Here is a 14262-nt window from a genome sequence, read left to right as displayed (position 1 = left end):
ATGAGGATGTCGCTGCCCAACAAGCTGCCCAGCGCGCTGTCGTCCAAGAAGCTGATCTGCCCCTACTGCTACGAGCAGTTCCCGATCCGGGACATCCTCTTCCGCTGCAACACCCGCACCGGCCGCACCGGCCGGCGCTGCGTGGCCAAGACCGACGGCATCCTGGAGGAGCGCACCGGCAACGGACGCGAGCTCGGCCCGGTGTTCGCCGCCGACGGCCGCCAGACCACCGCGTCCTGCCCCGACTGCACCAGCGAGACCCGCTACCGCGTCTGCCCGGTCTGCCACAGCCAGCTCCCGACCCAGTTCGGCCTGGTCGACAACCTGCTGATCGCGATGGTCGGCTCCAAGGAGTCCGGCAAGACCGTCTACATGACGGTGCTGCTGCACGAGGTGATGAACCGCGTCGGTGCGCGGCTCGACGCCTCGCTTATGGCAGGGGACGAACACACCCTGAGCCGGTTCCGCCGCAACTACGAGGACAACCTCTACGAGGACCACCGGCTGCCGCCGGGCACCGTGTCGGCGAGCACCAACGACAACCGCGTGGACCCGTTGGTGTTCCGGCTCAGCGTCAGCGCGCAGGGTCCGCTGCGCCGAGCCCCCGTGCACACGCTGCTGTCGTTCTTCGACGCCGCCGGCGAAGACCTCACCTCGCAGGACAGCGTCGACCTCAACACCCGCTACCTCGCCAACGCCGACGGCGTCCTGCTGCTCCTCGATCCGCTCCAGATGCCCGGCGCACGGCGTGAAGCAGCTCCCGGCACCCGGATGCCCAGCGCGCAGTACGACACCTCAGTCGGCGTCCTGACCCGCATCACCGACATGCTCCTGTCCCAGCCCGGGGCGGCCAAGAAGGGACGCATCGACGTCCCGGTCGCGGTCGTCTTCCCCAAGATGGACGTCTTCCGGCACCGCCTGCGGCGCGGCAGCCCGCTGACCGTCGAGCCGCCGGCCGGCGAGAAGTTCGACGTCGCCGACAGCCTCGACGTCCACACCGAGATGACGAGCCTGCTGCGGGACTGGGACGGGGTCCAGATCGACCAGCTCATGCGCAACACCTACCGGCGCTACCGCTACTTCGGGGTGTCCGCGCTCGGCGCCAACCCGACGCAGAACGCCGAAGTGGCCGCGACCGGCATCCAGCCCTACCGCGTGGCGGACCCGTTCGTCTGGCTGCTGAGCGAGTTCGGCGCCGTCGGCCGCGAGGGAAGCGGGTGACGTGGCCCTCGAACAGCTCTACTACACCTCCTGCGAACGGGGGCTGACCGGCTTCGCGGGCTACCAGTTCAACGCGGTGAGCCCCGGGGCCTCGGCCGAGACCCAGCGCGAGGTGCTGTCGCAGATCGCTTACAAACCGCCGCGCTCGCAGATGTTCCCGGCCGAGGCCGACGAACTCGCGCGATGCCCGGTGAACCTGTGCTTCCGGCCCGGGACACCCACGCTCCTGGCCAACGTCGAATACGTCGGCCAGGACTTCTCCAAGCGCTTCGGCAACTACTTCGCGCACACCTTCGCCGCCGACTCGATCGACGACCTCGCCGAAGCCCTCGGGCCGCTGCTGCCGATCGAGCTGTGGCGCGCGCCGGTGTGGGCCGCGGTCCAGGCCGACGGTACAGAGCTGCCGCGCTTCTCCGGGCAGCTGCCGCGCGGCCTGGTGAGTCCGGCCTCGGTCCGCGACTTCCTGGCCGGTCATCCCCTGGGCGACCGCTTGGACGTGGCGCTGTCGGCGCTGTTGTCGGCGGCCGCAGCGGCGGTTGAGGGCCGGTCCCGGCCGGTGCTGCTCGTCGAGTCGGACTCCGACCGCGCGGCGCAGTGGATCGCGGCGGTGTCGTATCTGCTGCCGCCGCGCGCCGGGGCGGCACTGGCGTTCGCCACCTACCGCGCGGACCCGTCGGCCAGCCGCCTCCATCTGATCGGCACGGTGCCCGAGACGATCGCCGATCTGCCGTTGGACGTCATCGACTCCTTCGTGGTCTTCGACATGGCCGCCGGGTCCGTCGCCGAAGTCGCGGTTCACCCGCTGGCGGAGTTGGCGGTCCGGGTCGGGGTGTCCAAGGCGCGGGCGCTGTGGCAGACCGCCGGCACCCTCGCCGCCCCCGACAGCTTCAGCCTGGACGCCTGGTTCGGGCCGGTCGCCGCCGCGGCGGCGCTGGGCCGGGTCCAGCTCACCGTCGCCGAGGCCGACCGGGCGGTGGCGTGGGCGACCGACGCGGCGCTGGACCCGGCGGCGCTGGCCGAGCTGGCCATGGTCCTGCACGACCAGCCCGCGCGCCGCGACCACCACCTCCCGGCGCTGGTGGAGCTGGCCCGGCGCGGCGGCGACCAGGCGCTGTGCGACGAGATCCGGTTCGAGCAGATCGATGCCGAACTGGCCCGGGTCCGCGCCGCCGACACCGAGGACTCCGCCGCGATCCGCATCGAGTCGCCGACCATCCGGCGGCGCGCGGCGGGCCGGCTGCGGGAACTGCTCGACGTCGCCACGGCCGTCGAGGCACTCCGGCTGCTGCACTGGGCCCGGCGGGCCGGACTGGAGCCGGAGCTGGACCAGGTGTTCCTGTTCGGGTTCGGCAAACGCGCCCTGGTGTCGGCGGCGTCGGCGGCGTCGTCGGCGGCCGGCGGAAAACAAGGCGCCGCCCCGGGATCCCTGCACACCGCGCTCCGGGAGTGGCCGGCGATCCGCCGGGGCTTCGTCGCGGAGCTGGCGACCCTCGCCGGCGAACAGCCGGAGGAAGCGGACCAACTGCTCGACGGGCCGATAGGGGAGTTCCTGGCGGGCGCCGACTTCGACGACGACCTGAAGGAGTACCAACAGCTCCGGGAGTCCGTGCTGATCGCCCGAGCCAGGCGGCAGCCGGTGTTCCGGGTCGAGGTGCTGCTGCGGATCCTGAAGCGGCGCGGGCAGGAGCTGCCGGATCCGGCGCTGCTCAAGCGGTTGTGGCAGACCTGGCAGTGGACCAAGGAGGACATGTGCGCCGTCGCCGCGAAGGTCCCGGTGCGCCGGCTGGACGACGACGAGGTCGCCATCTGGTTCCTGAACACGCTCAAGACGGCGTCCGAGAACGACGATCTCGAATGGTACGTGCAGATCGGCGGTGATCTGCTGGCCTCCCCGGCGGGAGGGCGCCTGACCAAGTCGCGCGCCCCGCTGGACGAGGCGCTCCAGTTCGCCAACGTCTGTGGCGCGGTCAAGACCTTCGAGCAGTTGGGGCAGGTCGTCGGCGGCTTCTCGTCGAACAGCCTGGTGATCAAGCTGATCGCCCGGCGCTATCTGTTGTGGCTGCTCATGCGGCGCGAATGGGAGCCCAGGCAAGTTCGCACGGTGCTGGAACGGGTTCCTCCGAGCATCGTGAACGACTTCCTGGGACGCCTCAGGACCGGGCGGGGCGATCAGAGCGCGGCCTATCTCAAGCGCGTCGCAGGGGTCTACCTCCGCTTCGCCAACATGTATGAGGACAGCGCACGCGCCGAGATGCTCGCGCCGCTCGTGGACATCGTCAGGGGCCTGAAGAAGGCCGATTGGGACGAGCTGCGGAACCTCGTGGAGATCAGCGATCCGCTGCTCACCGACGAGTTCCACAGTTTCGAGACCAGGTACCGGAAGCTGCGGTTCGGCGGCAGCTTCCGCCGAGGGGGGTGACGGAAAGTGGAGGAACTGTTCTTCCTCATTGTGATTCTGGCGGGCGTCGCGCTGTACTGCTTCGCTCTGATTTTCTTCGTGATCGTCGCCGGACCGTTCGTGGTCCTCGGCACGGCGGCGGTGTTCGTCATCACGGCCGTGGCCGGCTATGCCCGGATCCTGATACGGACGATGTCAAACCCGGATCCAGTGCGGCGCGACCCGCGCGGGTTCCCGCCGGACCGGGAACCGGAGCAGGCCTATCGGCAGTACTTCTTCGGCCCCGCGCTGTTCGACCTGCGGCGGATCCTCAGGCAGGGGCAGGCCGGCGGCATCAGGTTGTTCCAGGACTGGGGCGCGTCGATCACGGGGCGCTTCATCACCAGCCCGGGGTTCTCGCCGTTGATGGCCCGGCCGATCGGCTTGGTGCTCTGGGCCGGCCTGATCGTCGGCGGGTTGGGTGCCGCGGTCCTGCTCGCCGTGGTCGCGCTCCTGCACGCGCTGACGATCGGCATCGCGCAGCTGGTGGCCCGGGCCGCGATCGGCGTGCTCCGCGGCGTCGACACCGCGTTGCTGGCCGTCAAGGGGATCAAGGGCATGACGTGCCCGCACTGCTACCGGAAGATCGACTACCCCTCGTACAGCTGCGATGCCCCCGACTGCGCGCGCCGGCACCGGGACGTGCGTCCCGGGCGCTACGGCGTGCTGCGCCGGCGCTGCGCGTGCGGCGCCCGGCTGCCGACGCTGCTGCTCCTCGGGAGCCACCAGCTGCCGGCGTTCTGTCCGGAACCGGAGTGTGGGAGGGCCATGAGTGACGAGACCGGGCGTCGCCGCGAGCAGATCGTGCCGCTGTTCGGCGCCCGCGCCGCCGGCAAGACCCAGCTGATGGCGGCCATCATGATGCGGCTGATGCGCGAGGCCGACCGCGACCGGATCCCGGCCCGGCTCGCCGACGACGAGACCAGCCGCGCCTACCGGGTGCTCACGGAGATCCTGCAGGAGGCCGGGCACGTCACCGGCACCGGGCCGGAACTGCCGCGGGCCCGGTCCATCTATCTCGGCAGCGGACGCTCCGAGCGGCTCATCCACCTCTTCGACGCGGCCGGCGAACGGTTCACCACCGTCGACCGGACCGACGAGCTGGAGTACTTCCGCGCGGCGCGCTCGCTGTTGTTCGTGCTGGACCCGCTGTCGGTGCCGGCGTTCCGGGAGACGCTGCGGCCGCAGGCGCGCGACACGCTGGACTGGTCGCTGGCCTCGAAGGAGCCGCCGGGGCTGGTGTTCGACCAGGCCGTGCAGACCCTGATCCAGATGGGCGCGCCGACCAAGAGGACCCGGCTGGCCGTCGCGGTGAGCAAGTTCGACCTCTTCGACGGCCTCGGCACGGCCCCGCCTCGGACCTCGGACTCGGCCGCGTGCGAACGCTGGCTCACCGAGGAACTGGGCCTGGGTAACCTGATCCGCGCGATGCGGCACGAGTTCGGCGAGGTCCGCTTCTCCTTCACCGCGGCGGTCCTCACCGCCGACGGCGAGGTCGATCCCACGATCGCCACCCTGAGCTCCTGGCTGCTCGGCGGCGAGCGGCTGCCCCGGCAACTCAGGAAGCTGACGGCGGCGCGGCCCCGAGCCGAACCCAGCGCCCCATGATGACGCGGCGCCAGTGCCGGGGCGGGCCAGTCCGGCCGCCCCGCTACTCCGGACTCAGAACCACACCCTCGCCGCGCACCGCGTCCTCGAAGGACTTCCGGAACCCCGGCACCGGCGGTACCCCGACGAACGTCACGGAGTCGGCCTCGACGTGGAACTCGATCCCGGCGGACGTGTCGGGATCGGGCAGCACGTGCCGTCCGCTGAGCAGGTGCACCCGCTGGTTGTCCGAGCCGCGCCAGGCCAGATCGGCATGCCGGGCCCGCACGTACGGCCCGTCGACGAGGATGTCGAGCCGCTCCAGGAGCGCGCGCTGGCCAGCGTCGCCGTGCCGGGTCAGGTGGTCGAGCGTGAACCCGCTGTAGGCCAGCACCGACCAGTCGCGCCCGGCCCGGATCAGGTCCACCACCTCGGCGAGCGCCGCGGCCTGCGCCATCGGCTCACCGCCGGAGAAGGTGACGCCGGTGACCTCCGCCGGCAGGGCACTGATCTGCTCGGCCAGCGCCTCAACCGTGGTCCGGATCCCGCCGTCGAAGTCCAGGTCCTCGACCGCGATGCAGCCCGGACAACGCAGCGGGCAGCCCCGGACCCACACCACGGCGCGGACGCCGGGCCCGAGCGTTCGGACCGGGCTGGCGAAGCGGCTGATGGACAGTTCGGTTCCGCTCACGGCAGACCTCCGGGGTTCCACGGCGACTCAACGTACTGGCTTTGTGCGATTTCTGACGGAGAGGGTGGGGATCATGGCCGACTCTGCGGGAACTGGCCGACGTCTACGAGCAGACCAAGGACCGCGCGGTACTCGAAGAAGCCATCGAACTGCTGCGGGTATCGGCGACGGCTCTCTGCACCAAGGCGCGTGACCGCTGAGAACCACCAGCCGCTGCGCAGGATCTGCGTCATCGACCCCGGTACACCAATGCCGTCCAGTCGTCGCCGGCCGCATCCGTCGTCTCGAACCGCGATGCCAGCAACGGCGGCAGTGCGGCGAGATCGGGCTCGCGCAGCTGCCGGCGAACCGCACGCACGGCCGCCGCCGGCGCGCGGCCGACGTCGGCCAGCTCCGTGTGCAGCAGGAAGTAGGCCACCGCGGCGAAGTCCTCCGGCACCGGCCGCCGCCACCCGACGACCCCGGTGAATCCCGCGGTGAGCAGGATGTCCGCCAACGGCTGGAAGTGATCCGGCGGCAGGATCGCCAGCCCGCCGCGTTCCACCCGGACATCGCTCAGGTCCAGTTCGGAGGAGTCGGCCAGCTCCAACGTGCCGGCCTCCGTCACCCCGCACGCGAGGTGCAGCACCGACGCCTCCAACCGGGAACGGACCTGCGCGGCCGTCCCCGCACCGTCCGCGGCCTCGATCAGGCCGCCGAGCCCGACGGAGTGCGGATAGAAGCTGCGCCGCAGCAGCATCGTCTCCACGGCGGTCGGCATCCGGTCGCCGCGCGGGTTCGCGACGAAGACGGGCTCCTCCGCGACCGGGCGGACCTTGCGCTGCGACAGGGTTCTGAGTTGCGACAGCGAAGCGACGTAGGACACCGTCACATCGTCCGCAGACGCCGACGGCTGGGATTCCTGCGGGGATCCGCCGTCGACGACCACCAGCGTCCGGGCCGTGCCCGGCTCGCCGGCCGGCTCGAACCGGCTCTCGGCCGCGTTCCAACGCCGCGAATCGGCCGGTCCCGGCAGGTCGACCGCCTCGGCGCCGACGGACTGGAGCAGCGCCGTGAGGCCTCCGAGCCGGGAACCGATGACTTTCAGCGTGCCGTCGGGGGACAGCTCCGCGAGGTGGACCAGCGCCGGGATGGCGTCCGGATCCTCGTCGGCCACGGTTTCCGCAGCGGCCAGCAGGCTTGCGACCGCCGCCTGCGCGTCGCCGTCGGTCGCCGCGCCGGAGTCCTTCCCCCAGCCGTCGTCGTCACCGTCACGGCGCGACCGCAGATGCAGCGCGACCGCCAGCAGGAAGTGGTCGGCCCCGGAGGGCGCTTCCACGCTGTGCACGATGCCGGCCGCGGAGGCGACGAACTCGTCGACCCACGCCGGGGGCTCGGCGGCGCTGAGCAGGTCGGCGGCGACTGCGAAGACGTCGTCGCCGGCGCTTCCGACGCCTATCAGGGTGCGCAGATCGGCCCGCATCGCGTCGGCGTCCACCGAGAAGCGCGTGCGCTCCGGCCGCTCCCGCTGTTCCGGCGGCTCGGGTGCCCCCGACTCGGGTAGCCGTGACTCAGGCTGCTTCGACTCAGGCTGCTTCGACTCTGGCTGCTTCGACTCAGGCTGCTGTGCGTCAGGCCGCCCCGACTCGGGCCGCTTCGACCCAGCCCCCTGCTGCTCCCGCACCCCCTCCCGCACGCTGTTCCCACCCGCGTCGGATTCCGGCTCCCGGAACATGGCGCTGGGAAAGTCCGTGGGATCGGCGTGCTGCGTCCACTCGGTGTGGAGGAACGACGCGTTCGTGATGTGGCTCCCCACCCCGAAGCCGTCCGTCTCGAACTCCCGGACGAGCTCCTGCATCTCGGCCATGGAACCCATCATCACGTCCAACTGCGTACTCAGGTTCGGCGAGCCGAACGCCGTGAAGATGCGGTGCATCGTCTCGGCCATGCGGAGCATCTTCGCGGCCGTCTGGGACAGCTGCGGGACCGTGGTGACGGTCGTCACCTCGCGCAGGTTCTCGATCGCCCGCTCCATGTCCGCGATCGTGCCGGACGGCGTGCCGCGGCTTATCGCCGCCATCAGCGCGTCGGGTGACTGCATGATCTGCACGGCGCGCCTCAGGTAGGCCTCGCCGAGGGTGGCGCGCGCAAAGCCGACCGAGGCGGCCGGCAGGGCGCCGGGTCCGGCCGCCAGGGTCTCTTCGAGCAACGAGATGCCCGCGTCGCGGTCGGCGACCGGACTGTTGTGCATGGAGTGCCGCACGCAGCGGGAGACCCCGAGCATCGAGGTGGCCTGAACGCGGAGGATGTCGCCGGGTTCGAGGTAGCCCAGCGCCTCGTCGACGGCGGTGATGGCCCGGTCCAGGTGGGCGAGCCCGACCTGGGCGCCGATCCCGGTGCGCGAGTACCGCATCCAGTGCGCCTGCCCCAGCCGCAGCAGCGTCTGGGCCCGGGCGCTGCCCGTCAGCCCCGCCAGTTCGGTTTCGAGGCGGGTGGTCTCGTCGTCCAACGCAGTCTCCTCCTCATTTTCCCCAGTGCACGAAACCGGCCCAGGACTCGACCCCGGCCGCGCGTTGCGCGTCGTAGCGCTTGCACAGCGGGCCCGGCATCGACTCCGGCAGCCGCCGTTCGGGGTCGAGCATCCACAACTGGGCCTTGTGCAGCGCTTCCCACGGAGCCGGCGAATCAGTCCTCAGATAGTGGTGGAACATGAACATCAGCACCGAGGTCTCCTCGTCCGGCACCGCCCACAGCGTGGAGAGCACCGAGCGGACGCCGCCGGCCAGGAACGCCGTGCCCAGGCTGTAGGCCTCGTCGTAGCCGTGGATCGACCGGCCGGTCCGGCAGGCCGCCAGGACCGCCAGCCCGATGCCGCTGTCCGGGCCGCGGGCCATCAGCTCGATGATCTCCTGGGCCGTCACCCGGCTCTTGTCCGCCAGCATCAGATACGAGGTGGCCTCCTCCCCGGCGGTGTCGATGACGCCGTGGCAGGCCAAGTGCATCACCGCGCCGGGGCGGGTGGCCGCGAGCCAGTCGCGGACCTCCTGCGCGGTCCCGGCGCCGGCCGGACTCGGCTTGCCGTCGGCGCGCCGGCCGATGTAGCGGCCGGCCCGGTAGAAGGTCTGGTGGACGGCGAACGCCTCCAGGCGCGCCGCCGGCAGCGGCGCGGCCTCCCCGGCGGTGTCCGGGTCGCCGACGACGAGCCCGACCGGCAGCGTGCGGACCGGCTCGGCGTCCGCCGAGCGGCACAACATGCGCGCCGAGGCGGCCTGCGAGAAGGCTGCGTACTCCAGCGCGTAGCGGCCGTCCCGGCTGCGCGCCGCCTGCCACGGGACCAGGGCGAGCTGGCCCATCGGCACCAGGACCAGCCGGTGCGGCCGGCCGTTGTCCGGGGTGGGCAGGGTCGACAGGAACTGCTCGATGATCGGCCCCATCGCCGCCCGCCATGCCCAGTCGCACAAGCTGTCCAGGCTGGCCGTGTCGTCGGGCTCCCGGGGCATCGGCTTCAGATCGCGGCCGCGGGTCGCCAGGGACGTCAGATACCGCTCGGCGTCCGTGCCCGGCCCGACTTGCAGGTTCGCCAGACTCATCGACGCGAGCTGGCCCCGGGCCGGCACGATGACCGCCCAGCCGGGACTGCTGCCCGCCGCCGGCAGGAGGTAGACCAGCGCGTCGACGTCCAGGTCGTGCAGCGCGTACCGGATCTCGGCGACGCTCGGCGGATCGAGCAGGCGCGCGTCCTGGTCCAGCGCCCGCAGGACGTCGCCGCGCAGGCCGGCCGGCATCCGCTCCGGCGCGCCCTCGGCGGTGGCCGCGCTCCAGCGCTCTGCCAGATCGGGCCGCCCGGCCTCTCGGAGACGCTCGGTCACCCCCTGGAACTCGGTCGCGGCGAACAGCATCAGGCCGCGACCCCCGTCCAGGGACTGGACGGCGTCGCCTACCTTGCCCTCCAGCAGGCACATCCGCGCCGCGTCGGCCGCGAACCCCGCGGCGTCGCGTGCGGCGTACTTCGCCGCCGTGATGCCGTCCTGCAGCAGCACCTGCCAGGCGGTGCCGCGCAGCGAGTCGAGGGCGCCCTGCCCGGCCGCGGTGTCGCCGCGGCGCCGCTGGATCCGGGTGAACATGTCGTTGATGTTCGACCACTGCGGATGCCGGGGCCCGCCGGCCAGGGCCCGGGCCTCGGTCAGGGATTCGTGCGCGAGGTCCAGGTCGCTCATGGAGTTGGTCAGTTCGTTGCGCCGGATCAGGGCCATGGCGTAGCCGCTGAGGTGGAATATCCGTTCCGAGGTCGGGTCCGGCGAGAGCTCCACGGCCGCGCGGTAGTGCTCGACGCCGGCGCTGACCCGGTCGAGGTCTGTCTCGTCCCATCCGCGCAGCGCTATGCCGCCGGCGAGGGCGTACCGCAGCGCGCGCGTGGCGGGGTCGACGTCGGTCTGCGCGGCGAGTTCTTCCGCGGCGGCGAGGTCGGCGGGACCCGACCCGGGGGAGTCATCCCTGATGTCGCCGAACAACGTGGCGGCCGGGCCCATCGCCGCCATCGAATCCTTGAGGCCCACGCGGATCGGGTGCTCCGGCGGCAGCCGCGCGATCGTCTCCTGGATCCGGGCGATCCCCGGCCTGGGGTCGCCGCCGGTCTGTTGAACGCGCTGGGCGTCCGCGACCGCGGCGAGCAGATCGGACAGCAGGGCCGCGTCGCTGTTGCCGGGAAAGAATTCACGGACCGTCTCCACGTCCTCGATCAGCCGGTCGGGCATCGAGGCGTCGCCCTCGTCGAAGGAGACGGAGGCGGACAGCATCCGCCGGGCGACGTCGACCAGCTTGGACAGCATCGGGTCTTCGGCGCCGGCCGACTGCGCGAGTTCTTCGAGCTCTGCCAGGGCCTGGGCCGGGGGCAGGTGCGAGTCGCCGGACACCGCGGCTATCAGGACGTGCAGCCGCGCCATGATCCGCATCCGGGGCCAGCCCGGGTCCCGGGGCGGGTCCTGATCGGCCAGGACCAGCAGCCGTTCGAGTTGTGCGGCCTGGGCCCCGCCCTGCCGCAGCATGGCGCTCGGATCGATGCCCGTGCCGAGCCGCAGGGCTATCAGCTTGACCGCGAGCCGCGCCCGCGTGCCGGTGTCCCCGGCGTCCCCGCCGAGCCGGTGCAGCGCCTCCACCGCCAGGTTCCAGTCACCCTCGCCGGCGATGGCCGCGTAGACCTGGTATCTGTCCGGATCGATCGACATAACACACCTCCTGTGGGCCATCTGACGGATCGGGCGGGCCGGTGCGGCGCGCGGGTCCCGGCGCGGGCGTCCCATTATCGTCGAACCCTGATGGACCGGCACCGGAACACACGGCGGTCCGGTCACCCCGGGGTGACCGGACCGCCGCCGCGAGGCGCTCAGATGGAGGTCTCGCTCGGCCGCGGGTCCACGCAGGCGTCCAGGACCACGCTGGTGACGGTGCGTCCGTTGATGAGGATCTCGACCCGGCGCCGCTTCGCGTCCAGCACGGCCACCCGCGCGACGGTGCCGTTGTCCAGCGCGTCCTCGATCTGCTTGAACACGTCGGCCGCGTCCGGCTCCTGCGGCAGGATCCACACGGCGCCGTCGACGGTGATCTGCTTGTCGGTGCTGCTGTCGGTCATCTCTGAAGGTTTCCTTCCATCGGGATACTTGCGATTCCCCGTTCCGCCGACTACCTGACGGACCGGGTGTTCAGGACACGTCGTCGATGCTGTAGGCCAGGGAGAAGTCCTGGACCCGCCGTGCGCCCTCGGCGGGGTGGCGCCCGACGCCGAACGCCTCGGCGGCGAGCCTGGAGCCCCGGTAGAGCCCGATGACGTCGCTGACCGTGCCGCGCAGCAGCCGGTAGGCGACGTTCACCACGATCGCGCCGACGCCCACCATGGCCGCCGCCGCGGCGGCGTAGGGCAGCCCGGTCATCGCCCCGCCCGCCTTCGCCAGCGCCTCCTGCATCTCGAAGGCGGAGACCTCGTCGCTCAGCAGCTCGCCGAGGTCCACGGCACCGTCGCTGTCCCGGGACACCCACAGCGCGATGTCGAGATAGTCCACCACCGGGCCGTGGAAGACGAGCATCCGGTCCAGTGGCAGCGGCTCGCCGTCCCGGATCCGCGAGAACCGCTGGGTCCGCGCCCGGAAGGCGGGCTGCGGCGAGCCCTCGGCCCCGGTCAGCACGATCGCGTCGACCCGGACGTCGGTCCCGCCGAACCGGGCCCGGTTGCGGTGGATCACCAGCTCGTCGAGCCGGACCGCCACCGCGGTCGGCACGGTCGGCCCGGTCGGCCCGGTCGGCCTGACCGTGTCGCGCGGCAGCAGACCGGCGGGCCCCGGGACCGACACCTCCTCGACCAGGAAGCCGGGGCCGGAGGCCGGTTCGAGCTCGAAGTCGATCTTCCGGACGTCGTAACGGCCGGCCACGCCGCGGGCGCCGGGCAGGTCCCGGTCGCCTCCGGCGGCGACCTGGTCCACCACCGCGGTCAGCGGCGAGATCGGGGCACCGGGCAACCGCGATGTGATCTCGTGCTGTATCAGGGCGCTAAAATCCTGGGGCTGCTCCGTCACGAAGGCGAGCACCGTCTCGGTCCGGGAATTCACCGGGGCCAGACCGCTCGGCCAGTCCAGGGCCGCTCCTTCGAGGACGCGCCGCACTGGTTCGTAGCCGAACACGTACTCCTGCTGATCATCGAGCGACAGGCGGAATCCGGACGGCGCGAACTGGGTCAGGACCGTGACGCCGCCGGCGACGCCGATGTCCACCAGCGTGACGTACACGGGAGCGTCGTTGTGGGTGCGGACACTGATGTACACCTTCTGACCCGTCCGGACGACCGCGCCGGCATCGGGCGACGGCCGGCGCCGACCGTCCTCCACCAGGCCCCACTCGTACGTGACCTTCGCACCGAGCGCCCAGCTGGAGTCGGCGTCCAAGGTGCGCAGCGCCTCGGCCCGGGCCAGCCGTTCCAAGTCGCTGACCGCGTTGGCGCGGGCGGCCGCGGTGCCGGGCCGCGGCGCGTGCAGCGCACCCACGCGGTCGGCCACCGTCACGCCGCCGTCCTCGTCGATCCACAGTTGGGCGGCGAACGGCTCGTCGCCCTCGGCGACCCGGAGCAGGGCGGAGTTCTGCACCGCGCTCCGCAGTTCCGTACTGTGCGGGGCATCGGTGGGTATCGACACGACGAGTTTGGGCGCCGACGCCTTCACCCGCACCGCCCGCGAACCCGTCGGCACCGGCGTGGCCCCGTTCACGAAGGTCAGCGGCCCCTGGGCGAACAGCGGCCCGACCGCGTCCACCGTCAGCTCGCCGATCGTGTCCTCGGACGGCGACACGATCGCGAAGACGTCGCCCAGGCGCACGCCGAGCAGCGGCGCGCAATCGAGCTGGAGGCGGCTGCCGCCGATGTCCCGCACCGGGAGCGAGTCGAGGTGGTCGTCCTCGGTCGTCTCGAACAGCAGTCGGCGGGACGGGCCCTCGGCTTCGGGACGCTGGCCGAAGACCAGGGTGGAGACCCGGAAACGGACGCCGTCGAGCAGACTCGCCCAGCTGACCTTCTCCTGGCCCGCGGCGTGCAGTGCCATCGTGAGGGCTTCGGTCATGATGCCGATCCGCTTGCCGCCGACACCGGGGTACTCGTACGCCAGCTCTTCCGGCGCACAGGCCACGATCCGCACGGCTCGGTGGTTCCCGGCCGAGCGTGCGAGGCCGGAGCGCAGCCCCTCGGCTTCCATCCGCGCGATGTGCGAGCTCAACTCCTCGTAACTGGTCACGTGGCCGGTGCGCTTCGGCTTGAACTGGATACGCGACATGCGGCTGGAATGGCAGCAGTCGAAGATCGACACCACGTTGTCGGTCCGCTCGGTCAGCCGGCTCTGCAGAACCGACAGCTCCACCGACGTGATCCCGCGGAAATCGCCCGGCCCGGACTGGTCGAAGTCGTAGGGGACGATGAACTGCAAGTCCATCGGCTCCGGTTCGGGCTCGGCCGCCGCGGAGGCCGCAGAAGCCGCGGCCGGCGGCGGCAGCGCCCGGCCGCCGTGCCCGCTGTAGTAGACCACCGACGGCTCCCCGGGCACGGCCAGGGATATCAAGCGCTCATAGGCGTCCAGGATCGCGGCCCGGGTCGCGCTCTTCCCGGTGAGGACGAACTCCGGCTCCACGGTCAGCCCGCGCTCCTCCAACGCTTCCTTCATCGCCGCGATGTCGTTGTCGACACCGGTGAGTTGTTCGAGGGCGCCGCCGATCAGCAGTGCTCTTCCAGGCATGGCGTGTCCTTTGTCGCGTGCGGAAACAACAAGTGCAACGAATACATGACGGACCCCGTCTCAGGGCCCGCCGACGGGCGCCG

8 protein-coding genes are annotated in these 14262 nt (G+C 71.7%); 3 read left to right on the top strand and 5 right to left on the bottom strand.

The window, feature by feature from the left end:
- Genes ABH935_RS33825 through ABH935_RS33815 form a run of 3 tightly spaced genes read left to right on the top strand, consistent with a single transcriptional unit; the run spans position 1 to position 5266 of the window.
- Positions 1-1221: a hypothetical protein gene (locus ABH935_RS33825; RefSeq protein ID WP_370382023.1), complete on the top strand. Its 1221-nt coding sequence runs from the start codon at positions 1-3 to the stop codon at positions 1219-1221.
- Position 1222: 1 nt separating this feature from the next.
- A complete protein-coding gene (locus tag ABH935_RS33820; RefSeq protein ID WP_370382022.1) occupies positions 1223-3640 on the top strand; it encodes a GTPase-associated protein 1-related protein in 2418 nt (805 codons plus the stop codon).
- A 6-nt stretch (positions 3641-3646) separates the two neighbouring features.
- Positions 3647-5266: a hypothetical protein gene (locus ABH935_RS33815; protein WP_370382021.1), complete on the top strand. Its 1620-nt coding sequence runs from the start codon at positions 3647-3649 to the stop codon at positions 5264-5266.
- Between the two features lie 43 nt (positions 5267-5309).
- On the opposite strand, the gene ABH935_RS33810 is transcribed toward ABH935_RS33815, so the two are convergent.
- From ABH935_RS33810 to ABH935_RS33790, 5 genes are all read right to left on the bottom strand, one after another.
- The gene (locus ABH935_RS33810; protein ID WP_370382020.1) at positions 5310-5936 is read right to left on the bottom strand and encodes a 4Fe-4S single cluster domain-containing protein; all 627 of its coding nucleotides are present in this window, start codon (positions 5934-5936) and stop codon (positions 5310-5312) included.
- A 229-nt stretch (positions 5937-6165) separates the two neighbouring features.
- The gene (locus ABH935_RS33805; protein WP_370382019.1) at positions 6166-8424 is read right to left on the bottom strand and encodes a hypothetical protein; all 2259 of its coding nucleotides are present in this window, start codon (positions 8422-8424) and stop codon (positions 6166-6168) included.
- Between the two features lie 13 nt (positions 8425-8437).
- Positions 8438-11140 (bottom strand): CHAT domain-containing protein, encoded by a 2703-nt coding sequence (locus ABH935_RS33800; RefSeq protein WP_370382018.1) that lies wholly within the window; start codon positions 11138-11140, stop codon positions 8438-8440.
- A 158-nt stretch (positions 11141-11298) separates the two neighbouring features.
- Entirely contained in the window at positions 11299-11544 is a 246-nt protein-coding gene (locus ABH935_RS33795; protein ID WP_370382017.1) for a hypothetical protein, read from the bottom strand.
- 70 nt (positions 11545-11614) lie between these two features.
- Complete coding sequence (locus ABH935_RS33790; protein WP_370382016.1) at positions 11615-14179, bottom strand: caspase family protein; 2565 nt, start codon at positions 14177-14179, stop codon at positions 11615-11617.
- Positions 14180-14262: the final 83 nt, after the last annotated feature.

Source organism: Catenulispora sp. GAS73 (assembly GCF_041262085.1).
GTDB lineage: Bacteria > Actinomycetota > Actinomycetes > Streptomycetales > Catenulisporaceae > Catenulispora.
Note: the sequence above shows the minus strand (reverse complement) of the source record. Positions and strands in the feature narration are given on the sequence as shown.